Origin of the sequence: Variovorax boronicumulans, assembly GCF_030812215.1 — a bacterium.
Lineage (GTDB): Bacteria > Pseudomonadota > Gammaproteobacteria > Burkholderiales > Burkholderiaceae_C > Variovorax > Variovorax boronicumulans_C.
Genome location: NZ_JAUSSG010000006.1, coordinates 168,660 through 192,037, shown reverse-complemented (window position 1 = coordinate 192,037; position 23,378 = coordinate 168,660). Strand labels below are relative to the sequence as shown.

Annotated in this window: 25 protein-coding genes; 16 read left to right on the top strand and 9 right to left on the bottom strand. The window is 68.6% G+C overall.

Going from position 1 to position 23,378, the window contains the following annotated elements; all coding sequences use genetic code 11:
* The gene (locus J2W23_RS17515; protein ID WP_307649622.1) at positions 1-942 is read right to left on the bottom strand and encodes a LysR family transcriptional regulator; all 942 of its coding nucleotides are present in this window, start codon (positions 940-942) and stop codon (positions 1-3) included.
* A gap of 85 nt (positions 943-1,027) precedes the next feature.
* On the opposite strand from J2W23_RS17515, the gene J2W23_RS17510 reads away from it, so the two are divergent.
* The 13 genes from J2W23_RS17510 (at position 1,028) to J2W23_RS17450 (ending at position 12,807) form a co-directional block, all read left to right on the top strand.
* The gene (locus J2W23_RS17510) at positions 1,028-1,414 is read left to right on the top strand and encodes a DoxX family protein (protein WP_307649621.1); all 387 of its coding nucleotides are present in this window, start codon (positions 1,028-1,030) and stop codon (positions 1,412-1,414) included.
* Positions 1,415-1,463: 49 nt separating this feature from the next.
* The gene (locus J2W23_RS17505; protein ID WP_307649620.1) at positions 1,464-2,051 is read left to right on the top strand and encodes an NADPH-dependent FMN reductase; all 588 of its coding nucleotides are present in this window, start codon (positions 1,464-1,466) and stop codon (positions 2,049-2,051) included.
* Positions 2,048-2,890, top strand: coding sequence for a pirin family protein (locus J2W23_RS17500; protein WP_307649619.1), 843 nt, complete (start codon positions 2,048-2,050; stop codon positions 2,888-2,890). The genes J2W23_RS17505 and J2W23_RS17500 overlap by 4 nt, the downstream gene beginning before the upstream one ends.
* Before the next feature lie 95 nt (positions 2,891-2,985).
* A complete protein-coding gene (locus J2W23_RS17495; protein WP_307649618.1) occupies positions 2,986-4,191 on the top strand; it encodes a M20 aminoacylase family protein in 1,206 nt (401 codons plus the stop codon).
* A gap of 39 nt (positions 4,192-4,230) precedes the next feature.
* The gene (locus J2W23_RS17490) at positions 4,231-5,205 is read left to right on the top strand and encodes a tripartite tricarboxylate transporter substrate-binding protein (protein ID WP_307649617.1); all 975 of its coding nucleotides are present in this window, start codon (positions 4,231-4,233) and stop codon (positions 5,203-5,205) included.
* 165 nt (positions 5,206-5,370) lie between these two features.
* Entirely contained in the window at positions 5,371-6,285 is a 915-nt protein-coding gene (locus J2W23_RS17485) for a dihydrodipicolinate synthase family protein (RefSeq protein WP_176661195.1), read from the top strand.
* Positions 6,286-6,321: 36 nt separating this feature from the next.
* Entirely contained in the window at positions 6,322-7,464 is a 1,143-nt protein-coding gene (locus tag J2W23_RS17480) for a branched-chain amino acid ABC transporter substrate-binding protein (protein ID WP_176661196.1), read from the top strand.
* 11 nt (positions 7,465-7,475) lie between these two features.
* Positions 7,476-8,411 (top strand): 4-hydroxyproline epimerase, encoded by a 936-nt coding sequence (locus tag J2W23_RS17475; protein ID WP_307649616.1) that lies wholly within the window; start codon positions 7,476-7,478, stop codon positions 8,409-8,411.
* A 10-nt stretch (positions 8,412-8,421) separates the two neighbouring features.
* Positions 8,422-9,525: an NAD(P)/FAD-dependent oxidoreductase gene (locus tag J2W23_RS17470; protein ID WP_307649615.1), complete on the top strand. Its 1,104-nt coding sequence runs from the start codon at positions 8,422-8,424 to the stop codon at positions 9,523-9,525.
* Positions 9,526-9,598: 73 nt separating this feature from the next.
* A complete protein-coding gene (locus J2W23_RS17465) occupies positions 9,599-9,847 on the top strand; it encodes a 2Fe-2S iron-sulfur cluster-binding protein (protein WP_307649614.1) in 249 nt (82 codons plus the stop codon).
* Positions 9,844-11,121, top strand: a complete 1,278-nt coding sequence (locus J2W23_RS17460) for an NAD(P)/FAD-dependent oxidoreductase (protein ID WP_307649613.1) — start codon at positions 9,844-9,846, stop codon at positions 11,119-11,121. The genes J2W23_RS17465 and J2W23_RS17460 overlap by 4 nt, the downstream gene beginning before the upstream one ends.
* A 20-nt stretch (positions 11,122-11,141) precedes the next feature.
* Positions 11,142-11,810: a GntR family transcriptional regulator gene (locus tag J2W23_RS17455; RefSeq protein ID WP_307649612.1), complete on the top strand. Its 669-nt coding sequence runs from the start codon at positions 11,142-11,144 to the stop codon at positions 11,808-11,810.
* A 61-nt stretch (positions 11,811-11,871) separates the two neighbouring features.
* Positions 11,872-12,807 (top strand): fatty acid desaturase family protein, encoded by a 936-nt coding sequence (locus J2W23_RS17450; protein ID WP_307649611.1) that lies wholly within the window; start codon positions 11,872-11,874, stop codon positions 12,805-12,807.
* An 8-nt stretch (positions 12,808-12,815) separates the two neighbouring features.
* Here the strand turns inward: J2W23_RS17450 and J2W23_RS17445 are convergent, their stop codons facing one another.
* From J2W23_RS17445 to J2W23_RS17435, 3 genes are all read right to left on the bottom strand, one after another.
* Positions 12,816-13,703, bottom strand: coding sequence for an EamA family transporter (locus tag J2W23_RS17445; protein WP_307649610.1), 888 nt, complete (start codon positions 13,701-13,703; stop codon positions 12,816-12,818).
* 84 nt (positions 13,704-13,787) lie between these two features.
* Entirely contained in the window at positions 13,788-14,108 is a 321-nt protein-coding gene (locus J2W23_RS17440; RefSeq protein WP_307649609.1) for a hypothetical protein, read from the bottom strand.
* Positions 14,109-14,201: 93 nt separating this feature from the next.
* Positions 14,202-14,372 (bottom strand): hypothetical protein, encoded by a 171-nt coding sequence (locus tag J2W23_RS17435; protein WP_172672148.1) that lies wholly within the window; start codon positions 14,370-14,372, stop codon positions 14,202-14,204.
* A gap of 59 nt (positions 14,373-14,431) precedes the next feature.
* Here J2W23_RS17435 and J2W23_RS17430 point away from each other — a divergent pair, with 59 nt between their 5' ends.
* Complete coding sequence (locus tag J2W23_RS17430) at positions 14,432-15,916, top strand: MATE family efflux transporter (RefSeq protein WP_307649608.1); 1,485 nt, start codon at positions 14,432-14,434, stop codon at positions 15,914-15,916.
* On the opposite strand, the gene dbpA is transcribed toward J2W23_RS17430, so the two are convergent.
* The 4 genes from dbpA to J2W23_RS17410 form a co-directional block, all read right to left on the bottom strand.
* Complete coding sequence (gene dbpA / locus J2W23_RS17425; protein WP_307649607.1) at positions 15,882-17,321, bottom strand: ATP-dependent RNA helicase DbpA; 1,440 nt, start codon at positions 17,319-17,321, stop codon at positions 15,882-15,884. The genes J2W23_RS17430 and dbpA overlap by 35 nt on opposite strands.
* An 84-nt stretch (positions 17,322-17,405) precedes the next feature.
* Positions 17,406-17,675 carry a translation initiation factor IF-1 gene (gene infA / locus J2W23_RS17420; RefSeq protein WP_013544282.1) on the bottom strand — a complete coding sequence of 90 codons (270 nt, stop codon included), beginning with the start codon at positions 17,673-17,675 and terminating at the stop codon, positions 17,406-17,408.
* A gap of 60 nt (positions 17,676-17,735) precedes the next feature.
* Positions 17,736-17,996, bottom strand: coding sequence for a hypothetical protein (locus tag J2W23_RS17415; protein WP_176661357.1), 261 nt, complete (start codon positions 17,994-17,996; stop codon positions 17,736-17,738).
* Between the two features lie 389 nt (positions 17,997-18,385).
* Positions 18,386-19,636, bottom strand: a complete 1,251-nt coding sequence (locus J2W23_RS17410) for an MFS transporter (RefSeq protein WP_307649606.1) — start codon at positions 19,634-19,636, stop codon at positions 18,386-18,388.
* Positions 19,637-19,718: 82 nt separating this feature from the next.
* On the opposite strand from J2W23_RS17410, the gene pdxR reads away from it, so the two are divergent.
* Entirely contained in the window at positions 19,719-21,176 is a 1,458-nt protein-coding gene (gene pdxR, locus J2W23_RS17405) for a MocR-like pyridoxine biosynthesis transcription factor PdxR (protein ID WP_307649605.1), read from the top strand.
* Positions 21,177-21,227: 51 nt separating this feature from the next.
* Here the strand turns inward: pdxR and J2W23_RS17400 are convergent, their stop codons facing one another.
* Positions 21,228-22,283, bottom strand: coding sequence for a sugar phosphate isomerase/epimerase family protein (locus J2W23_RS17400; RefSeq protein ID WP_307649604.1), 1,056 nt, complete (start codon positions 22,281-22,283; stop codon positions 21,228-21,230).
* A gap of 213 nt (positions 22,284-22,496) precedes the next feature.
* Here J2W23_RS17400 and J2W23_RS17395 point away from each other — a divergent pair, with 213 nt between their 5' ends.
* Positions 22,497-23,378: a gamma-glutamyl-gamma-aminobutyrate hydrolase family protein gene (locus J2W23_RS17395; protein ID WP_176661211.1), complete on the top strand. Its 882-nt coding sequence runs from the start codon at positions 22,497-22,499 to the stop codon at positions 23,376-23,378.

The following is a 23,378-nucleotide window of genomic DNA, read 5'->3' as shown; positions in this document are numbered from 1 at the left end:
TCACCGTCGGTCTGAGGTTTTCCAGGAGCGAAACGCGTCTGGCAGCGTTTCCACCGTATTCAATTTCTCCATCACCATCCCGATGAACGCCGACACCGCCAGCGGCAGGTGCTTGCGGCTCGGATACAGCACCGTCAGCCCCTGCCCCGTGCGCTGGTACTGCGGCAGCACCGGCACCAGCCGCCCCGCCTCCACATCCAGCCGCCCCATCGACGGGGGCAGCAGCGCGATCCCAAGACCGGCCACCGCCGCCCTCCTCAGCGCCTGCGCCGTGTTCCCGCTGAAGCGTCCGGTGACCTGCACTTCCTCCTCCGTCCCGTCCGGCCCGACCAGCCGCCAGGTCGCCCGCCCGCTCGGGTGCGCCGCCGTCACGCAGTCGTGGTCCGCCAGGTCCTGCAGCGTCGCAGGCGCCCCGCGTGCGGCGATGTACGCGGGGCTCGCGACCATGCCGTCCGTGCGTGGCCCCAGCAGCTTTCGCCCGATGTAGCCTGAATCCGGCTGCGCCCCGCCGCGGAACGCCACATCGATCTGCTCGGCGATCAGGTCGGCCTTCGCGTCGCTCAGCACGAAGTCGACCCGCACCAGCGGATTCGCCGCCAAGAAGTCCGCCACCCATTCCATCGGAAAGAAGTCGAAGAAATCCGCCGTCGCCGCCACCCGCACGAGCCCGCTGGGCTCCTGGCTGCCGGTGATCAGTGCCTGCCCGGCTTCGACCAGTCCATCGACCGCGCCCGCGCAGCGCTCGTGAAACGCCTGCCCGGCGCTCGTGAGCGTGAGCTTGCGGGTCGAACGCTGCATCAGCCGCGTGCCCAGTTGCGCCTCGAGTTGCTGGATGCGCCGGCTCACCGTGTTGGGCGGCAGGCCGAGCCGCCGTGCGGCTTCGGCAAAGCTGCCGTAGCGCACCACCTGCACGAACATGGCGATGTCGTTGAGGTCGAGCATGGGGTCGATTCCTTCGCTAGATGGACGAGTGCAATCCGACTCTACCGTCTAGTCGATCAATGGGTGCGACCCTAACCTTGTGCCCATGACTTCCTCATCCTCTCTTTCTCCCCTCCAGCGCCGCATCGTCTGGGGCGTTCGCATCCTCCTGGCGCTGGCTTTCGGCGCGGCCGGCGCCGCCAAGCTGGCCGGCGTGCCGCAGATGGTCCAGGTGTTCGACGCCATCGGCTTCGGCCAGTGGTTCCGCTATGTGACGGGCGCGGTCGAGGTCGGCGGCGCATTGCTGCTGCTCGTGCCGGCGACCGGTTTCCTCGGCGGCCTGCTGCTGGCCGCGACCATGGCCTGCGCCGTGGCCACGCACCTCGTGCTGATCGGCGGCAACCCCGCGCCGGCCATCGTTCTCATGCTGCTTTCGGCCTTCGTGGCGTGGCGGCTGCGGCCCGTGTCGCGGCCGGCTGCCATCGCGGCCTGATCCCTCTTCCTTCTCTTTCTTCCCCACCCCATTCAGGAGCAAGTACCCCATGACCCAACAGCAAAAACCCCTCATCGGCATCGTCATCGGCTCGACCCGCGAAGGCCGCTTCGGCGAGAAGCCCGCGCAATGGATCCACGACATCGCGAAGCAGCGCACCGACCTCGCCTTCGAACTGGTCGACCTGCGCGACCACCCGCTGCCCTTTTTCAACGAAGCCGGCGCGCCCGCCTGGGGCCCGGTGAAGAACGAGGCCGCGCAGCGCTGGCAGGCCAAGCTGGCCACCTTCGACGGGCTGGTCATCGTCACGCCCGAATACAACCACGGCCCGAGCGCGGTGCTGAAGAACGCGATCGACTGGGCCTACAAGGAATTCGTGCGCAAGCCCGTCGGCTTCGTGGGCTACGGCGGCGTGGGTGCGGCGCGCGCGATCGAGCAACTGCGGCTGGTCGCGGTCGAGATGCAGATGGCACCCGTGCGCAATGCCGTGCACATCGGCATGGTCGAGTTCCTGGGTATCTGGCAGCAGGGCAAGAACTTCGACGACTTCCCGCACCTCGCGCAGGCCGCCACCGGCATGCTGGACGACCTCGCGTGGTGGACGAAGGCGCTGAAGACAGCAAGGGAGGCCGCATGAGCACCGCCGTTGCCACCGAAGCCCGCGCCATCGTCTATCGCACGCGCGGCGCGCAGCACGGGCCGATCACGCGGCTCATGAGCCCTGGCGATCTGGGCGAGTTCCTCAAGCCTTTCGTGTTCCTGGACCTGTTCGGCTTCGATGTCGGCGGCGGCCACAAGGGCTTCGGCATGCACCCGCACTCGGGCATCGCCACGCTGACCTGGCTCATCGAAGGCGACACGCTCTACGAAGACACGACCGGCGAACAGGGCGTGCTGCGCGGCGGCGGCGTCGAGTGGATGCGCGCGGGCAACGGCGTGTGGCACACCGGCGCGCCCGCGCCGGGCGTGAAGCGCGTGCGCGGCTTCCAGCTCTGGGTGGCGTTGCCCGCGTCGGAAGAAAACGCGCCCGCGCAAAGCATCTACCTCGCGCCCTCGCAGGTGCCGCAAGAGGGCCCGGCGCGCGTACTGCTCGGGCGCTACGGTGCGGCGCAGAGCGCCATTCCGGCACCCGCGCCGATGAACTACCTGGCCGTGCAATTGAAGGACGGCGAGCACTGGCGCTACACGCCGCCCGCCGGCCACACGGTGGGCTGGGTGGCGGTCAATGCGGGGCGGCTCGATGCAGGCGAGCCCATCGACACCGGCGAACTCGCGGTGTTCGAGGAGTCCGGCGAGGCCATCGACTTCGTCGCCCGCGGCGACACGTCGTTCGTGCTCGGCTCGGCCGTGAAGCATCCGCATGAATTGGTGATGGGGCACTACTCGGTGCACACGAGCCGCGCGACGCTCGACCAGGGCGAGGCCGAGATCCGGCGCATCGGCGCGAAGCTGCGGCAGGAAGGCCGGCTGGGCTGATCGGCCTGCAGACCCAGCGCAAACCAGCGTGCGCCCGGCGGGCGGCTGCGCCAGAATCGTTCGCTTCGAACGACTCCCCGCAGCCCCCACCCGCCATGAACATCGTCGACGCTTTCGCCAGCAACGCCGCCCGCTTCGTAGACATCCGACGCGACATCCACGCCCACCCCGAACTCGGCTTCGAGGAGCACCGCACCTCCGAGAAGGTCGCGAACCTGCTGACCGAGTGGGGCATCGAGGTGCACCGCGGCATCGCGGGCACCGGCCTCGTCGGCGTGCTGCGCAAGGGCACGGGCAGCCGCACCATCGGCCTGCGCGCCGACATGGACGCGCTGCCGCTGCACGAAGCCAACGAGTTCGCCCACAAGTCGACCAACCCCGGCCGCATGCACGCCTGCGGTCACGACGGCCACACGACGATGCTGCTGGCCGCCGCCTGGCACCTGTCGCAACAGGGGCCGGATGATTTCGACGGCACCGTGCATTTCATCTTCCAGCCCGCCGAGGAGATGGGCAAGGCCGGCGCCAAGAAGATGATCGACGAGGGCCTCTTCGAGCGCTTTCCGTGCGACGCGGTCTTCGGGCTGCACAACTTTCCGGTCGGCGATGTCGGCCGCTTCGCCCTCAACGAAGGCGCGCTGATGGCGTCGAGCAACACCTACAAGATCACCGTGCGCGGGCGCGGCACGCACGCCTCGATGCCGCACACCGGCATCGATCCGGTGGCCGCGGTGGTCACGCTCGCGCAGCAGTTGCAGACCATCGTGGCGCGCACCATTCCCAGCACCGAGCGCGCATTGCTCGCGGTCACTCAGCTGCAAGGCTCCGATGCGCCCAACGTGATTCCCGATGTGGCGACGGTCGGCGGCACGATCCGCACCTTCTCCATCGAGGCCATCGACAAGCTCGAGGCGCGGCTGCGCGAAGTGGCGGCCGGCGTGGCGGCGGCGCATGGCTGCACGGCCGAGGTGTACTTCAACCGTTCCTCGCCGCCGACGGTGAACCATCCGGCCGAGGCGCGCTTCGCCGCGGGCGTGATGCGCGAGGTGGTGGGCGACGACATGGTCACCGACAACTTCCCCGCCGTGATGGGCGCGGAAGACTTCGCGCACATGCTGCTCGCACGGCCCGGCTGCTATGCGTTCCTGGGCAATGGCGACGGCGACCACCGGCTCGACGGCCACGGGCCCGGCCCTTGCATCATTCACAACACCTCGTTCGATTTCAACGACGAGATCATACCGATCGGTGCCAGCTACTTCGTGAAGCTGGTGCAGCGCTGGCTGCAGTCGGGCACCTGAATTTTTTCTTTCCTGTTGATGATGAAAGCGGCCACAACGATGACTTCCACCCTGTTCACCCGACGTTCGCTGGCTGCGGTTGCTGCCACCGTGGCCCTTTGCAGCTTCGGCGCCGCTCACGCACAGCAGCGCGTGATTCACATCATCGTGCCCTTCGGCACCGGCGCGGTGCAGGACACGGTGGCGCGCGCCTTCAACAACGAACTGGGCGCGGCGCTCAATGCGAGCGCCATCGTCGAGAACCGCGCGGGCGCGGGCGGCACCGTGGGCGCCGCCATCGCGGCCAAGGCGCCGGCCGATGGCAGCACGCTGGTGCTCGCGGCCGCGAGCCACAACATCGCGGCGTTCCTCTACAGCAAGCTGCCCTACGACCCGCTGAAGGATTTCGTCGGCGTGGCGAACGTGGGCAACGCGGGCTACGTGCTGGCGGTGGCGAGCGGCATGAACGTGTCGAGTACGGCCGACTTCATCAAGGAGGTGAAGGCCAACCCGGGCAAGTACAACTACGCCTCGGCGGGCAACGGCAGCGCCACGCATCTGGCGATGGCGTCGTTCCTCGCGAAGGCCGGCTTGCAGATGACGCACATCCCGACCAAGTCGACGGGAGAAGCCGTCAACGAAGTGCTCGCGGGCCGGGTGCAGGCGGTCATCTCGTCGAGCATCGGCGTGATGGGCTTCCAGGACGACGCGCGCATGAAGCTGCTCGCCTCCACGGGCCAGTCGCGCAGCCCCTTCCTACCCAAGCTGCCGACCGTGGCCGAGAGCGGCCTGCCGGGCTACGCCTTCGATTCGTGGATCGGGCTGCTGGCGCCCGCCGGCACGCCGAAGGCGGAAGTCGAGCGCATCAACGTCGCGGCCAACAAGGTGCTGGCCGATCCGGCGATCCAGGAGCGCTTCAAGCGGCTGGGCGTGGAGCCGCGCAGCCAGAGCGCGGAGGAGTTCCAGAAGCTGCTGCGCGCCGACTGGGATGCGATGGGCGCGGTGGTGAAGGCCTCGGGCGCGAAGATCGACTGACAGCGGGCGCCGCTCAGGCACCACCGCGGCCCGCAGCGCCGGGCTCTCCATTTCAGGGCAAACCCCGATGAAACAAATGGGGTGATCCGCTGCACGCATATTGACGATATACGTTAAATATATTTAGAGTAGGCTCCTTCCACCGCACACCCCAGGAGCGAACCCGTGAGCAATCCCCGCTGGCAAGGCATCTTCCCCGCCATCACCACCAAGTTCCACGCCGACGAAAGCATCGATGCCGAGGGCACCGCGCGCCACATCGACTTCCAGATCCGCAACGGCATCCACGGCCTCGTCACCTGCGGCTCGCTCGGCGAAGCCAGCACGCTGACGCTCGAAGAAAAGCTGCAGGTCGCCAAGATCGCGCTCGAAGCCGCCGACGGCCGCATCCCCGTGCTGGCCAACGTGTCGGAAACCAGCACCCGCGAAGCGTTGCGCTACGTGGACGGCGCCAACAAGCTCGGCGTGGCCGGCTTCATGGTGATGCCCTCGGTGATCTACGTGGCCGACGCGCGCGAAGCCATGCTCAACGTGCGCACCATCGCCAATGCCGCGCAGAAACCCATCATGGTCTACAACAACCCGGTGGCCTACCGCGTGGACCTCAAGCCCGAGCACATGGTCGAGCTGGCCGATTGCGAGTGGATCGCCGCCATCAAGGAGAGCACCGACAACATCCGCCGCATCACCGACCTGCGCAACACGGTGGGCGACCGCTACCAGCTGTTCCTTGGCGTGGACGACCTCGCCTACGAAGGCCTGGCGCTCGGCTGCGATGGCCTGCTGGCCGGCGTGGGCTGCGCGTTCCCCCGCGAGACCGTGGCGCTCTACGACCTCATGAAGGCCGGCAAGTTCGCCGAGGCGCTCAAGCTCTACCAGTGGATGACGCCGATGCTGCACCTCGATGTATCGACCAAGCTCGTGCAGAACCTCAAGCTCATCGACCTCCTGGTCGGCGTGGGCACCGAGCACATGCGCCGTCCGCGCCTGCCGCTCATCGGCGAGGAGCGCGCCTTCATCGAGAACATCGTGAAGAAGGCGCTCGCGACGCGGCCGGTGCAGTACCAATCGGTTGTGTAATAACCGCCCTTTCATTGTCCCAACCTAGGAAGAAGCATGAAGACAAAAGCAAGCATGGTTCCATTCATCGGCGGCATCGGCCTGGTGGCGCTCGCCGTCGCAGGCCAGGCCAGCGCGCAGGAGCAGGTCGTCAAGATCGGCCACAGCGGTCCCCTCTCGGGTCCCAACGCGTTCGCGGGCAAGGACAATGAAAACGGCGTGCGCCTGGCGATCGAGGAGCTCAACGCCAAGAAGCTCAGCGTCGGCGGCAAGACGCTGAAGTTCGAGCTGGTCTCCGAAGACGACCAGTGCGATGCCAAGACCGGCGTGGCCGTGGCGCAGAAGTTCGTGGACGACGGCGTCAAGTTCGTCATGGGCCCGTACTGCTCGGGCGTGGCGATTCCGGCCTCGCGCATCTACAGCGACGGCGGCACCATGGTCTCGACCGTGGGCACCAACCCGAAGGTGACCCAGGGCGGCTACAAGAACCTCTACCGCATCATCGCGAGCGACAACCAGATCGGCTCCAGCATGGCCGTGTACGCGGCCAAGGAATTGAAGGTGAAGAAGGTCGGCGTGATCGACGACCGCACCGCCTTCGGCCAGGGCCTCGCGGACGAGTTCACCAAGGAAGCCCAGAAGCAAGGCCTGACGGTCGTGGGCAAGGAATTCACCACCGACAAGGCCGTGGACTTCACCGCCATCCTCACCAACATGAAGGCCAAGGCGCCCGAGGCCATCTTCTTCGGCGGCTACGCGCCGCAGGCCGCGCCGATGGCACGCCAGATGAAGCAACTCGCCGTGCCCGGCAAGCTGCTGGGCGGCGACACCGTCTGCAGCCCCGCCACCGGCAAGCTCGGCGGCGACGCGGTCAACGACCTGGTGTACTGCGCGCAGGGCGGCTCGATCCTCGAAAAAGCGCAGAGCGGCCCGGCCTTCAAGGAGAAGTTCAAGAAGCGCTTCAACGCCGATGCGGATGCCTACGCCGCCTCGTACTACGACCAGGTGCTGTTCATCGGCGAATCGATGAAGAAGGCCAACTCCATCGACCCCGACAAAGTGGGTGCGCAGCTCTACAAGGACACCTACAAGGGCGTGGCCGCGACTTATTCCTATGACGACAAGGGCAACATGAAGCAGGCCCCGATCACCGTCTTCACCTTCAAGAACGCGGCCCCCGTGCCGATCGCCAGCTACTGAACGGACAGCCCATGCAACGCATCCAGATCGTCGATTCGCACACGGGCGGCGAGCCCACGCGCCTTGTGATCGGCGGGTTTCCCGACCTGGGTGGCGGCAGCATGGCCGAGCGCCGCGCGCTGCTGGCCGACCAGCACGACAAGTGGCGCGCGGCCACCGTGCTGGAGCCGCGCGGCAGCGACGTGGTGGTCGGCGCGCTGCTGTGCGAGCCGGTGTCGCCCGATGCCGCCGCGGGCGTGATCTTCTTCAACAACGCCGGCTACCTGGGCATGTGCGGCCACGGCACCATCGGGCTGGTCGCGAGCCTGGCGCACATGGGGCGCATCGGCGTGGGCGAGCACCGCATCGAGACGCCGGTCGGCACGGTCACGACCACGCTGCATGCCGACGGCTCGGTGAGCGTGCGCAACGTGCCGGCGTACCGGCACCTGCACCAGGTGGCGGTCGAGCTGCCGGGCCATGGCGTCGTGCACGGCGACGTGGCCTGGGGCGGTAACTGGTTCTTCCTGGTGAGCGAACACGGCCAACGCGTGGCGAGCGACAACCTCGCGGCGCTGACCGACTACACCGCCGCCTTGCGCAAGGCGCTCGCAGCGCAGGGCATCACGGGCGCGGACGGCGCGGAGATCGACCACATCGAACTCTTCGCCAACGATGACGAAGGCGCGGACAGCCGCAACTTCGTGCTGTGCCCCGGCAACGCCTACGACCGCTCCCCGTGCGGCACCGGCACCAGCGCCAAGATCGCCTGCCTGGCCGCCGACGGCAAGCTCGCGCCGGGCGAGGTGTGGACGCAGGCCAGCGTGATCGGCAGCCGCTTCGAGGCCAGCTACACGATGGACGGCGACAAGGTCATTCCCACTTTGCGAGGCCGCGCGCACATCAGCGCCGAAGCCACGCTGCTGGTCGACGACGAAGACCCGTTCGGATGGGGCATCCGGCTCTGACGCCGCTGGCATGAACGCGGATGCGATCGTCATCGGCGCCGGCATCGTCGGTGCTGCCTGCGCACATGCGCTGGCGCAGGCCGGCTGCAAGGTGCTGGTGCTCGATGCGCGCATCGGCGGTGCCACCGGCGCCGGCATGGGCCACCTCGTGGTGATGGACGACAACCCGGCCGAACTCGCACTGAGCCGCGATTCGACGGCGCGATGGCGCGCCCTCGCGCCCCGCATGCCCGAAGACTGTGCGTACAGCGCCTGCGGCACGCTCTGGATCGCGGCGAACGAAGAAGAAATGGCCGAAGCCCAGCGCAAGCAGCAACGGCTGCGTGCGGACGGCATCGCCAGCCGCCTGCTCGATGCCGCCGCATTGGCGCGCGCCGAACCCGCGCTGCGCAAAGGCCTGGCAGGCGCACTCGAAGTGCCGGGCGACGGCATCCTCTATGCACCGAACGCTGCGCGCTGGCTGCTCGCTCAAGGCGGCGATGCGATCCGCATCGAGCACGCGAAGGTCGATGCCATCGAAGACGACGGCACGCTGCGCCTTGCCGATGGCACCCGCCGCACCGCCCCGCAGATCGTGCTGGCCAACGGCATCGAGGCGACGACGCTCTGCCCCGAACTCCCCATCCGCCCGAAGAAGGGCCACCTGTTGATCACCGACCGCTATCCGGGCACGGTGCACCACCAGCTCGTCGAGCTCGGCTACGTGACCAGCGCGCACCACAGCGACGGCGACTCGGTCGCGTTCAACGTGCAGCCGCGGCCCACGGGGCAATTGCTGGTCGGCTCCTCGCGCCAGTTCGACACCACCGACCCGGCCGTCGAAGCGCCGATGCTCGCGCGCATGCTGCAGCGCACGCTCGACTACCTGCCGGGGCTCGCGAACCTCAACGCGGTGCGCGCGTGGACCGGCATGCGCGCCGCGTCGCCCGATGGCCTGCCGCTGCTGGGCAAGCATCCGTGGCGCGAGAAGCTCTGGCTCGCCGTCGGCCACGAAGGCCTGGGCGTGACCACCGCGCCAGGCAGCGCGCACTTGCTCGCGGCGCTGATGACGGGCGCCGCACCTGAATTCGATGCAGCGCCCTATGCGCCGCGCGGCCTGCTGGAGATGGCATGAGCGCCGCGCCGGGCCGCCCCAAGCAAGCTCGCTCCCGCTTGGCGGGAAGGCGCGCAGCGCCAAGGGTGCATCAATGACCGGTCACACCCTGCTGCACATCGACGGCAATCTCGTGCGCGTGAAGACGGGCAGTTCGGTCGCTGCCGCGTTGCGCGTGGCCGGCGGCATGGGCGCGGCGCGCACTTCCGTCACGGGCCAGTCGCGCGCGCCGTTCTGCGGCATGGGCGTGTGCCAGGAATGCCGCGTGCTGATCGACGGCCGCCGACGGCTCGCCTGCCAGACGGTCTGCGGCGAAGGCATGCGCGTGGAGACCTCGGAATGACCGCGCTCGAACATTGCGATGTGCTGATCGTCGGCGCGGGTCCTGCCGGCATGGCGGCGGCAGTCGCTGCCGCACCAAGCGGCGCATCGATCGTCGTGATCGACGACAACCCCGTGCCCGGCGGACAGATCTGGCGCGACGGCCCCGGCGCATCGCTGCCCGCGGCCGCGCGCAAGTGGCGCGATGCGCTCGAACGCCACGCCAACATTCGCGTCTGCAGCGGCACGCGCGTGATCGCCGTGCCCGCGCGCAACGAACTGCTGCTCGAAGATGCCGAACGCGGTTGGCGCGTGCAGTGGAAAAAGCTGATCCTCTGCACCGGCGCCCGCGAACTGCTGCTGCCCTTTCCGGGATGGACGCTGCCCGGCGTGACGGGCGCGGGCGGTTTGCAGGCGCTCATCAAGGCGGGCCTGCCGGTCGAAGGCGAGCGCATCGTGATCGCGGGCAGCGGTCCCTTGCTGCTTGCTGCCGCTGCCACTGCGCGTGCTGCCGGCGCGAAGGTCGCGCGCATTGCCGAGCAGGCTTCGTTCGCGGCGGTAGCGGGCTTCGCCGCGAACCTCTGGCGCTGGCCGGGCAAGGCCGCGCAGTCGGTGATGCTGGCCGATCCGCAGTACCGCACGTCGTCACGCATCGCCTCGGCACGGGGAAGCACGCAGGTCGAGTCGGTCCGGCTTCTTCAAGGCGGTCGCGAAGTCGAGATCGCCTGCGATCGCGTGGCCTGCGGCTTCGGCCTCACGCCCAACACGCAGCTCGGCCGCCTGCTCGGCTGCACCCTCACGGCCGAAGGCGCACCGGCGCTGGTTGTCGATGCGCGGCAGCTCACCAGCCTGAGCGACGTCTACGCCGCCGGCGAATGCACCGGCTTTGGCGGCAGCGAACGCGCGCTCGCGCAGGGCACCATCGCCGGCTACACCGCCGTCGGCAACGAGCGGGCCGCGAAGCAGCATGAAGCCGAACGCGCCCGCTGGAGCGCCTTCGCCGCGCAACTGCACCGCAGCTTCGCGCTGGCCCCCGAGATCCGGCAGATGCCGCAGCCCGACACCCTCGTGTGCCGCTGCGAAGACGTGCCCTTCTCTGCGCTCGCGGACTGCACCGGCTGGACCGATGCCAAGCTGCATCGCCGCTGCGGCATGGGCGCCTGCCAGGGCCGCGTGTGCGGCGATGCGGCGCAATTCCTCTTCGGCTGGACGCCGCCCGCGCCGCGCCCGCCGCTGTCGCCGGTGCGCATCGCGACACTGGCCGGCTTGGTCAGCGAGGATGGCGACCGACAATGAGGCCGCATCCAAAGACAACCATGGCCCCCGCGAAGACCTCCCCCCGCCCCCCGCCCAAGCGCCGTGCCGCCGACGTGGCCTACGACGCCATCGAGACGCTGCTGTCCACCATGCAGCTGGAGCCCGGCAGCCAGATCGTCGAGGCCGACCTTGCCGAGCGCACCGGCCTCGGCCGCACGCCGGTGCGCGAAGCGCTGATGCGCATGGTGTCGATCGGGCTCATCGTGCAGCAGCCGCGCCGCGGTTTGCTGGTGTCGGCCATCGACCTGGCCGACCACCTGGACGTGATCCAGACCCGGCGCGTGCTCGAGCGCGTGATCGCGGCCTGCTCGGCGCGCCGGGCGACCGCGCTGCAGCGCAAGGACATCGTGCGCTGCGCCGAGGCGATGGTCGAGGCCGCGGGCCGCGGCGACCTGACCGACTACATGCGCGCCGACCACGCGCTGGACCTCGTCAACCACCAGGCGAGCCACAACGATTCGGCGGTGAAGGCGGTGATCCCGCCCATCGTGCAATGCCGCCGCTTCTGGTACGCCTACCAGCACGAAGGCGAGATCGTCGAAGGCGCGAACGCGCACCTCGAACTTGCGCAAGGCATCGCGACCGGCGACGAAGCCGCAGCGGTTGCAGGCGCCGAACGTCTCATGGATTACCTGGAGCTTTTCGCTCGCAAGATCATCGACAAATAGGTCGAAGGACTACGGGGGAACTACGCGTGATTTGCCGCGGCCCCCGGCGCATACTGGCCCGATGGCCGTCGCACCCCGTGCCCAACCCGAAGACTTCTTCACGCCCGAAGAGTGGCAGTCGCTCACCAGCCGTTCGTCATGGAAGGGCCTGTGGCTGGTGGCGCATTGCTGGGGCGTGATCGGCGCCGCGATGCTCGCGGGCATCGTGTGGCCGTGGACCATTCCGCTCATGGTGCCGGTCGTCGGCGCGCGGCAGCTGGGGCTCTTCATCCTCATGCACGACGCGGCGCACGCGGGCCTGCACCGCAGCCGCAAGGTCAACGACTGGGTCGGCCACTGGCTGTGCTCGTACACCCTTCGCGACTACCGCCCCTATCACCTGCAGCACCACCGCTTCGTGCAGCAGACCGAAGACCCGGACCTTGTGCTGTCGGCGCCCTTTCCGATCACGCGCGAATCGATGTGGCGCAAGGTCGTGCGCGACCTGAGCGGGCAGACCTTCTACAAACAGCGCTTCGGGCACATCGCCGAGGGCATCCGCAATCGCGCGCCGGGCGAATCGGCGCTCAAGGTGTTCGGCCGCGAGATCGCGAAAGACAGGCGCTTCCTCGTCGGCAACGGCCTCGGCTTGCTGGCCTTTGCGGTGGCGGGTTACTGGTGGGCCTGGGTGCTGATGTGGCTGCTGCCGATGGCGACGTGGCTGCCGCTCGTGAGCCGCGTGCGCAACATCGCCGAGCATGCGCTGGTCGCGCAGAACGAGGCCGATCCGCTGCGCCAGGCGCGCACCACGCATGCCAACCTGATCGAGCGCATCTTCATTGCGCCCTACTGGGTCAACTACCACTGCGAACACCACATGTTCACCAGCCTGCCCTGCTGGGCGCTGCCGAAGGCGCATCGCCTGCTGCTGCGCCGGGGCATCACCGATCGGATGGAAGTGCAGGCTGGCTACCTGCACCTCTTGAGGCAGGCGACGGCGGCGCGGCCCGTCACTTGATCGGCTAGCTAGCGCGTCGCGGGTTTCGCGAGCACCGGCGGCTGCGCGCCGCGCTGCGCATGCTGGCTCAGCCAGATGCTCGCGATCACGATGCCGATGCCCGCGACCTGCAGCATCGAGAGGCTCTGCCCCAGCAGCGCCCAGCCGAGGATCACCGCCGTCACTGGGCTCAGGAAGGCCAGCGGCGCGACCGCCGAAGGCTCCAGCCGCGCCACGCCGCGAAACCACACGATGTAGGTGAGCGCGGCGCCCACGAGGCCGAGCCAGGCGAAGCCGATCCAGTTCTGCACGGTGAGCGCGGGCAGTGGTGGCTCCATCAGCAACGCGAACGGCAGCAGCAGGAGCCCGCCCGCAGTGAGTTGCCAGGCCGTGAAGACCAGTGCCGAAACCGGCGGCTGCCAGCGGCGGGCGAGCACCGTGCCGACGGCCATGGACACCGCGGCTGCAAGGGCCGCGGCGATGCCGAGCGCATCGAGCGCGGCATTCGGCGTGAGCACCAGCAGCGCGACGCCGCCGATGCCGACCACCGCCGCCGCGATCGACAGCGCGCGGATCGGCGAGCCGAGGAACAGGCTCGCAAGGAACACGACGAAGAGCGGTTGCACCGAGGTGATCGTCGCCGCGACGCCGCCCGGCAGCCGGTAGGCCGCGACGAACAGCATCGCCCAGAGGATCGAGAAGTTCAGCGCACCGAGCACGAGGATGCGGCCCCACCATGCGCGCTTGGGCAACTGCCGGACGATCAGCAGCAGCAACAGCCCCGCCGGCAGCGCGCGCAGAAGCGCGACCGTCAACGGGTAGCTCGGCGGCAGAAGTTCCGTGGTGACGATGTAGGTGCTGCCCCAGATGGCGGGCGCGGTGGCGGTGAGGAGAACGTCGGTGGTTCGGCGGGTCATGACCCGGACTTCCTGGAGAGGCGACCTGGTGTCCGGGCGCCGGGCGACTTGCCGGCACATCGGCCGGCAGGCGGCGTCTGCGGGTCAGTCACCTGAGGCTGCCGGCTCGGGGCCGGGCCAGCCCAACAGTTCGGCCAGCCGCTGCACGATCCATTCAGCCTCGGCGGGCGACACGCCGGATTCCGGCGTCGCGAGCCCCGCGTGGATGCGCCGCAGGATCTCGCTTTCGACCGGCACCTCGGTGTGGTGCTGGATCTGCGCGTGGCCCACGAGGTGGTTGGCCAGGTCCTCGCAGATCTCGTAGCGCTCGCGCACCACGCCGATCGGTTCGCTCAAACGCTGGCGCACGTCGCTGTAGACCGCGAAGAACGAGGGCGGAATGAAGATCTGGTTGTCGTCGGACATGGCAGCTTTGTTCGCGGCTTTATGGCTGGCCCAATGACAAAACGCGCCCAAGGGCGCGTTCGTCGTGGCTCCCGGGGAGCCAGATGGGCTGGATCAGCCGCCCTTCTTGGCGCGCTTGCCAGGGTTCTTCTTGCTGCGCGTTGCGGTGCCACGTTCCAGGCTGACCTTCTGGCCGCCACCGGACTTGGGCAGCGTGTAGCCGGGCAGCGGCGTCGGCTTCGGGGTGGCAACGCGTTCGGCTTCGGTACGGAATGTCTTGGGCATGAAAAGCTCGGGTAAAAGTAATGTTCGAACCCGCAATTAGGCCACATCGAGGATTTCATATGCCAATAACCGAAACGGCGGGTGCCGTCGAGCGTCCGCGCTTCGTTTCGGGGTCGCTGCTGCGCCACGTTTGCGTGATGGCGGGCACCGGCGCCATCGGGTTGATCGCCGTGTTCGCGGTCGACCTGATCAACCTTTTCTACATCTCGCTGCTCGGGGAGAAAGAGACTGCGGCGGCCGTCGGTTTCGCGGGCGTCGTGGGGTTCTTTCATGCGTCGCTGTGCATCGGGCTGACCATCGGCATCGCGGCCGTGGTGTCGCGCACGGTGGGCGCCGGCCGCGCGGCAGATGCGCGGCGCATCGCCACGTCCAGCCTCGTGCTGATGACGGCTGCTTCGGTGGTGGTGGGCAGCGGCACGGCCTTCTTCCTGCACCCCGCCCTGCACGCGCTCGGCGCCGAGGGCGAGACGGCGCGGCTTGCGCAGCGCTATCTCGCGGTGACGGTGCACACGCTGCCGCTGCTGGGCCTCGGCATGGCGTGCTCGGCGCTCCTGCGCTCCATCGGCGATGCGCGTCGCTCGATGACGGTCACGCTCGCGGCGGCCTTCGTGACGGCGGTGCTCGATCCGATATTGATCTTCGGTTTCGGGCTGGGGCTCGACGGTGCTGCCATCAGTGCGGTGGTCTCGCGCATGGTGCTTGCGGCGATCGGGCTGCATGGTGTGATGGTGAAGCACCGGATGCTCGGGCGCTTCGAGGCGGCGCAACTGGCCGGCGACGCGCGTGCCCTCGCGAGCGTTGCGGGGCCGGCGGTATTGACGAACCTCGCGACGCCCGTGGGCGCGGCGTTCGTCACGCATTCGATCGCCCAGTTCGGCCCGTCTGCTGTGGCGGGCGCGGCCACCATCGACCGCTTGAGCCCGGTGGCCTTCGGGCTCGTCTACGCGTTGAGCGGCGCGGTCGGGCCGATCCTCGCGCAGAACCTGGGCGCCGGGCAGTACCGCCGCGTGCAGGAAGGGCTGCGCGACAGCCTGCTCTTCATGGTGGCCTCGGTGGCCGTCGCCTGGCTGGTGCTGGCGCTGGGACAGGGCGCGCTGATTCGCGCGTTCTCGGCCGAGGGGCAAGCGGCCGAGCTGATCGCGCTCTTCTGCACCTGGCTCGCGGCGAGCTTCTTTTTTGCGGGTGGGTTGTTCGTGGCGAACGCGTCGTTCAACAACCTCGGGCATCCGCTGCTGTCGACTTTTTTCAACTGGGGGCGCGCCACGCTGGGCACGATTCCGTTCGCCTGGTGGGGCTCGCACCACGGCGCGGCCGGCGTGCTGATCGGGCAGGCCGTGGGCTCGTCGATCTTCGGGTTGCTGGCGGTGATGGTGGCGTTCCGGCTCGCCGCGAAACTGGCGCGGCAGGAGCCGTCGATGAAGGCGCCTGCACCGGTGCTCGATGCACCGGTGGCGCCGACCTCGGCGCATGGCGATGCGGCGGCACTCGCCACGCCGCAGCCGGTGGCGGTTACTGGTCCTGCAGCGTCAGCAGCCGGACCTTGACCGACTTGCCCTTGACGCGGCCGTTGCCGAGCTTGCGCGCGGCTTCGGCGGCGATGGCGCGGTCCACCGCCACGTACGTCGAGAACTCGTTGACGTTGATCTTGCCGACCTGTTCCTTCGTGTAGCCGCAGTCGCCGGTCAGCGCGCCCAGCACGTCGCCGGCGCGGATCTTTTCCTTGCGCCCGCCCACGATCTGCAGCGTGGCCATCGGCGGCTGCAGCGGCGCGCCCTTGCCGGGCGTGAGCTCGGTCAGTTCGTGCCATTCGGATTCGCGGCCCTGCAACTGCTCGATCTTTCCGACGCTGCCCATCTCGTTCATGCTGGCCAAGTTGAGCGCCAGGCCCTCGGCGTCGCCAGACTGGCCCACGCGCCCGGTGCGGCCGACGCGGTGGATATGGATTTCGGAATCGGGCGTCACATCGACGTTGATCACCGCTTCGAGGTGCGAGATGTCCAGGCCGCGCGCCGCGACGTCGGTGGCCACCAGCACCGAGCAGCTGCGGTTGGCGAACTGCACCAGCACCTGGTCGCGCTCGCGCTGTTCCAGCTCGCCGAAGAGCGCCAGCGCACTGAAGCCCTGCGCCTGCAGCACTTCGACGAGGTCGCGGCACTGCTGCTTGGTGTTGCAGAAGGCCAGCGTGCTGACGGGGCGGAAATGATCGAGCAAGAGGCTCACGGTGTGCAGCCGCTCGCTGTCCTTCACCTGGTACCAGCGCTGGCGGATCTTGCTGCCTTCGTGCTGCGCTTGCACCGTGATCTGCTGCGGGCTCTTCATGAACTGCTGCGCGAGCTTGGCGATGCCTTCGGGGTACGTGGCCGAGAACAGCAGCGTCTGGCGCTCTTTCGGGCACTGGCGCGCGACCTTCACGATGTCGTCGAAGAAGCCCATGTCCAGCATGCGGTCGGCTTCGTCGAGCACCAGCGTGTTGAGCGCCGAGAGGTCGAGGTTGCCGCGCTCCAGGTGGTCCATGATGCGGCCCGGCGTGCCCACGACGATGTGCGCGCCGTGCTCCAGGCTGGCAATCTGCCCGCGCAGCGCGACGCCGCCGCAGAGCGTGACCACCTTGATGTTTTCTTCCGCGCGCGCAAGGCGCCGGATCTCGGTCGTGACCTGGTCTGCCAGCTCGCGCGTCGGGCACAGCACCATCGCCTGGATGGCGAAGCGGCGCGGGTTCAGGTTGGAAAGCAGCGCAAGGGCGAAGGCGGCGGTCTTGCCGCTGCCGGTCTTGGCCTGGGCGATCAGGTCCTTGCCGAGCAGCGCCGGCGGCAGGGCGGCGGCCTGGATGGCCGTCATCTGCGTGTAGCCGAGCTGGGTGAGGTTGGCCAGCATCTGGGGCGAAAGCGCCAGGGTGGCAAAGCCGTTGTCGGTCGGGGCGCCGTCGGCTGTGGAATTGGTCGTGGTCATCGTTTCAGCAGCCGGGGCCCGGGAAAAACAAAGGCCTTGCGGCACCCTTCGCGGGGTGCCGCAAGGCCTCGTGTCCGTCGCGGATCAGCGGCGGGGAGAGTTGTTGCCGCCGGAGGTCGGCGGCGGGCCGCGACGTTCCAGGTGACGGAAGGTGATGCGACCCTTGGTCAGGTCGTAGGGCGAGAGTTCGAGCGACACCTTGTCACCCGCCAGGATGCGGATGTGGTGCTTGCGCATCTTGCCGCCGCTGTAGGCGATCAGCTGATGGCCGTTGTCCAGCGTGACGCGGTAGCGCGAGTCGGGCAGGACTTCGGTCACTGCGCCGTTCATTTCGATCAGTTCTTCCTTGGGCATGCTTGGTTACCTCTGAATCTCGTTCGATGTGTGTTGGATGTGAAGATGGGCGTGATTGTTTCAGCCTGCGCACGGCAAGGCGAGCGGTGCCTGGCGCGTGTTGCGCTCGCGCACCCAGCAAAGGCCCTGGTCGATGGCGTAGCGCAGGGCGGCGGCGTGGCTCGCAAAACGCGGCGTGAAACGCATCACGCGGTCGTGCATGCCGCTGCCGTGGCCGGAGCGGATCGAGACGGAGGCGGCGTAGTTGCCGTCGTCCTGGTGTCGAATGAGCGGGGAAACAAGGTACTTGCCCACCGCGATACTGTGTTGAATGATGTCCATGAAGCCTTGGCACAGCGCGCGAATGTTGAACGCGAAGTGCCTGAAAAATAATTGAAAACGGGCGTGGGCCGGCCGGAATGGCGCGGCGGACGCGCTATTCGCTTCAACAAGAACGAAGGCAGTGGTGGCAATCATGGGCGCCCGGTCTGGCGCTCCAACACACTGTGAAGCCGGCTGAAAGTGTGGGGGCCTGAAGAATCCAAGGGACAGTGCAGGTCAGCCGGCAATTTGACGAAGTGCTTCGTCGTGGTATCGAAACGAACCCGCGATTATAGCTTGACGGGCATGACAGTTGCTCGTCTTCAAAGCAAGCGGGGCCTGCACGGCCCCGCGAAGGACGGTCGCTTCTGCGAAGTTTGCTATTGAAAATATAGCGAAACCCGGCGCAATCAGGCAGCCAGCGGCGATGTCGGCGCAGAAAGCGCAGCCTGCGACCTGTGGGCGGCGCGCAACAGCAGGCCCAAACCCGCGAGTTGGCAGGCCGCGCCGGCCCACCCCACGGCGCTCACGCCGACCCATTCGATCACCATGCCGCCCAGCCCCGATCCCGCCGCGATGCCAAGGTAGACCGCCGAGGCGTTGAGCGACAGCGTCATCGGCGCGCGCTCCGGGGCGAGGCGGATCAGCCGCACCGCCTGCGCCGGGCCGAAGCCCCAGCCCGCAAAGCCCCAGAGCGCCGACAGCCCGACGATCAGCGGCAGCGCCAGTTCGCGCGACAGCATCTGCGCCGAGAACGACAGGCTCCCCAGAATCAACACCAGCATCAGCGCGAAGCCTTGGGCCATGCGATCGGCGCCGAAGCGGTCGGTCGCCCAGCCCCCGGCCGCGGTGCCGATGGCCGCCGCGATGCCGATCGCGAAGAACACCGCGCCGACACCCTCGGCGCCGAAATCCAACGTGCCGGACAGGAACGGCGCGATGTACGTATAGAAGCTGAATCCGCCCGTCGCCCACAGCATGGTGGTCAGCAGCGCCGGCAGCACGCCGGGTTCGCGTGCCACCGAGAACGACGACGTGCGCGCGACAGTGGCTGCCGGTGCCGACGCCAGCCCGCGCGGCAAACCGGCAGCCAGGCCCCAGGTGGCCAGCGCCGCCACCGCGGCAATCAGCAGGTAGGCCGTGCGCCAGCCACCCCAACCTGCGATCCACGCGCCCAGCGGCACGCCGAGCGCCACCGCCACCGTGCCGCCGCCCGACACGATGGCGAGCGCCCGGCCGCGCAGCGGGGGCGACACCATCGACGCGGCCACCGCGCTCGCGGTCGGCAGGAACACGCCCGCCACCAACCCCAGTGCGATCCGCGCCAGCGCCAACTGCGCGAAGCCGTCCGCCATCGACGCCGCCAGCGTGATGCCCGAAAACGCCGCAAGGCTGGCAATCAGCAACGGGCGTCGGCCAAAGCGCGCGAACAGCGCGGCCATCACCGGCGAACCGATCGCATAGCTCAGGGCGAACAGCAGCACCAGCTGCCCGGCGCGCGTGGCGCTCACCTGCAGGTCGGCCGCCAGCATTGGCAGCAGGCCCGCGACCATGAAGCTTTCGGTGCCGATGGCGAAGGCGCCGAGCGCGAGCCACGCCAGGCCCACAGGCAGGCGTTCGGCGGGGTGCACTTGCGGATTGGCGACGGGTTCGGTGTTCATGGCGAGACTCCGGTGAGCGTTCTGAGGCCTTCAGAATAGGCTTGCGATTGGCTCTTCAAAAGAACCACAATCCACGAACTTCATGGAGCCACTTTTCGAACTCGCCATCCGCCTGCCGGGCACCGGCTCGCGCGACCTGCTGCGCGAGGTGCACCGGCAACTGCGCGATGCCATCCTCGACGGCCGGCTGCAGCCCGGTGCGCGCCTGCCTGCCACGCGCGCGCTTGCCGGGCGGTTGGGCGTGTCGCGCAACACCATGCTCGCGGCCTACGACCTGCTGCTGAGCGAGGGCTACCTGCTCGCGCGTCCCGGCGCCGGCACCTATGTGGCCGACACGCTGCCGCAGTCGCGCCGCGGTCGCATTTCCAAGAACGCATCCGTGCGACGCGATCCGCGGCTGGTGCCGCTGAACGTGCCGGGAGCCGACCTCGCGCCCACGCTGCAGCCGCAGCGCGCGCGCGACGATTTCCGCGTCGGCCTGCCCGACACCGGCGCCTTCCCCTTCGACATCTGGCGCCGCCTCTCCGACCGCGCGCTGCGCCGCATCGCGCGCGAGCCCGCCGACTACGCCGAGCCGCAGGGCCAGGCTGCGCTGCGCGAAGCGATCGCAAAGCATGTGTCGTTCACCCGCGCGGTCGGCTGCACCGCCGACGACATCGTCGTCACCGCCGGCGCGCAGCAGGCGTTCGGATTGCTCGCGCGCATCCTCGTCGTGCCGGGGCGCACCGTGGTCGCGGTGGAGCAGCTTTTCTATCCCTCGCTGCGCGAGGCCATGACCGCAGCGGGCGCGAAAGTGGTCGCCGTGCCGACCGATGTCGAAGGCCTGTGCGTCGACTGCCTGCCGCCCGAGGCGCGGGTGATCTGCGTGACGCCTTCGCACCAGTTCCCGACCGGCGTCGCGATGTCGCCGCAGCGCCGCGCGGCGCTGCTGGCCTTCGCGCGGGCGCGCAACGCGGTCGTCATCGAGGACGACTACGACAGCGAATTCCGCTTCGCCGGCCGTCCGCTCGATGCGCTGCAGACGCTCGACCGCGCCGAGTCGGTCTGCTACGTCGGTACCTTTTCGAAGAGCCTGTTCCCCGCGCTGCGCCTCGGCTTCGTGGTAGCGCCGCCGTGGGCGCGCGCGGCGCTGGTGCGGGCGCGCGAGCTGGCCGACTGGCACGGGCCGGTGCTCGGACAGGAGGCGCTCGCCGCCTTCATCGCCGAAGGGCATCTCGCGCGCCACATCCGCAAGATGCGCAAGGTCTACGGCGCGCGGCGCACCGCACTGCTCGAGGCGTTGGCAAAGCACGGCGCGGGCCGGCTCGAGGTGATTCCTTCCGACGCGGGCCTTCACCTGTCGGTCTGGCTGCGGACCGATGCGCGCGACCACGCCGTGGTCGAACGCGCCGCCGCGGCGGGCATCACGCTGCCGCCGCTCTCGCGCTTCGCGCTCGATCCGCAGGCACCCGGCGTGTCCAACGGCCTCGCCTTCGGCTACGGCCTGATCGACGAATCGCAAATCGACGGCGCGATCCGCCGCCTCGTCACGCTGCTCTGAGCGCCGCCCTTCGCGCACGCAACGGATGTCCGCTGCATCGCTGACCGGGATTCAGCCGAGGCCGAGCATCTTCCGGTTCGACGCCACGTCCACACCGCCCGCCGCGAAGTCGTCGAAGGCCCGGTCGGCCACGCGGATGATGTGGTCGGCGATGAATTTGGCGCCTTCGCGCGCGCCGTCTTCCGGATGCTTGATGCAGCACTCCCATTCGAGCACCGCCCAGCCCGGGAAGTCGTACTGCGCCATCTTCGAGAAGATCGCCTTGAAGTCCACCTGGCCGTCGCCCAGCGACCGGAAGCGCCCTGCCCGGTTGATCCAGCTCTGGAAGCCGCCGTACACGCCTTGCTTGCCGGTCGGGTTGAACTCGGCGTCCTTCACGTGAAAGATCTTGATGCGCTCGTGGTAGTGGTCGATGTACGCGAGGTAGTCGAGCTGCTGCAGCATGAAGTGGCTCGGGTCGTACAGCAGGCAGGCGCGCGGGTGGTTGCCCACGCGTTCGAGGAACATCTCGTAGCTCACGCCGTCGTGCAGGTCTTCGCCGGGGTGGATCTCGTAGCCCACGTCCACGCCCGCGGCGTCGAAGGCATCGAGGATCGGACGCCAGCGGCGCGCGAGTTCGTCGAAGGCTTCCTCGATGAGTCCCGGCGGGCGCGGCGGCCACGAGTAGAGATACGGCCATGCCAGCGCGCCCGAGAAGGTGGCATGCGCCGTGAGCCCGAGGTTGGCCGAGGCCTTCGCCGCAAAGTGCAACTGCTCCACCGCCCACTGCTGGCGCCGCACCGGGTCGCCGCGCACCTCGGGCGCGGCGAAGCCGTCGAAGCCCGCGTCGTAGGCTGGGTGCACTGCGACGAGCTGGCCTTGCAGGTGGGTCGAGAGCTCGGTGATCTCCAGCCCGTGTTTCGCGAGCGTGCCCTTCACTTCCTCGCAGTAGGTCTTGCTCTCGGCGGCTTTTTTCAGATCGAACAGGCGCGCATCCCAGCTCGGGATCTGCACACCCTTGTAGCCCAGGCCCGCGGCCCATCCGGCGATGCCGTCGAGCGTGTTGAAGGGGGCGGAGTCTCCCGCGAACTGGGCCAGGAATATGGCGGGGCCCTTGATCGTTTTCATGGCTTGTCTTCCTTATGCGTCGTGGCGGCGTTGAATAACCCCCAGGGCTGGGCTATGCCCAGCCCGCCCCCCAAGGGGGATCAAGCAAAGTGGCGAAGCCACATTTGCTTGAGCATACTTTGGCGTGTCGTCCGACCCCGCGCGAGAGGCCAACGAGCCACAATGGACTTTCCTTTCCGCACCTCCCGATCAGTTCGCGCTGACAGTCCCGCGATGACGCAACCTGTTTCCGCCCGGCTCAAGATCGGCCTGTCGGCCTGCTTCTCGCACGCCGACCCGGCCCGCTCGCTCTTCACCAACAAGACGCTGCAGTACGTCGAGCAGTCGATCGCGCACTGGCTCATGTCGGCCGGCGCGATGGTCGTGATGGTGCCCTGCCCCACCGGCGAAACCGCGCGCGGCGACACCAAGCTCTCGCACTATGCGGAATGGCTCGACGGCGTGGTGATGCACGGCGGCGCCGACGTCTGGCCCGGCAGCTACGGCGAGGTGCCGCTGAAGGACGCGTGGATCGGCGACCAGATCCGCGACCTCTACGACCTGGCATTGGTCGAAGCCTTCGAGCAGGCCGGCAAGCCCATCTTCGGCGTGTGCCGCGGGCTGCAGCTCATCAACGTGGCCTTCGGCGGCACGCTCTACCAGGACATCGAGGCGCAGCACGAAGGGGGCCTGCGCCACCGCGACCCGGTGACCTACGACCAGAACTTCCACCAGATCGAGATCGTGCAGGGCACGCGCCTGTCCAAGCTCTATCCGCAGGTGGACACGGCGCGCGTCAACAGCATCCACCACCAGGGCATCAAGGGGCTCGCCCCGGGGTTCGAGATCGAGGCCTGGAGCCTGCCCGACCGGGTGCCCGAGGCCATCCGCCGACGGCCGGAAAAGGGCCGCAGCTACATCGCCGCAACCCAGTGGCACCCCGAATTTCATAAATACGGCAGCACCGAGACGGTCGACGACACGCCGATCCTGCATGACTTCCTGTGGGCCTGCGCGACCGCCAAGGTCGCGCCGAAGACGCCGCCGCGCTCGGGCTCCGGCAAGATCCGCGACCGCGCGGCGCGGGTGCTGCGCCAGGCGTTGCTGCGGCGCTGA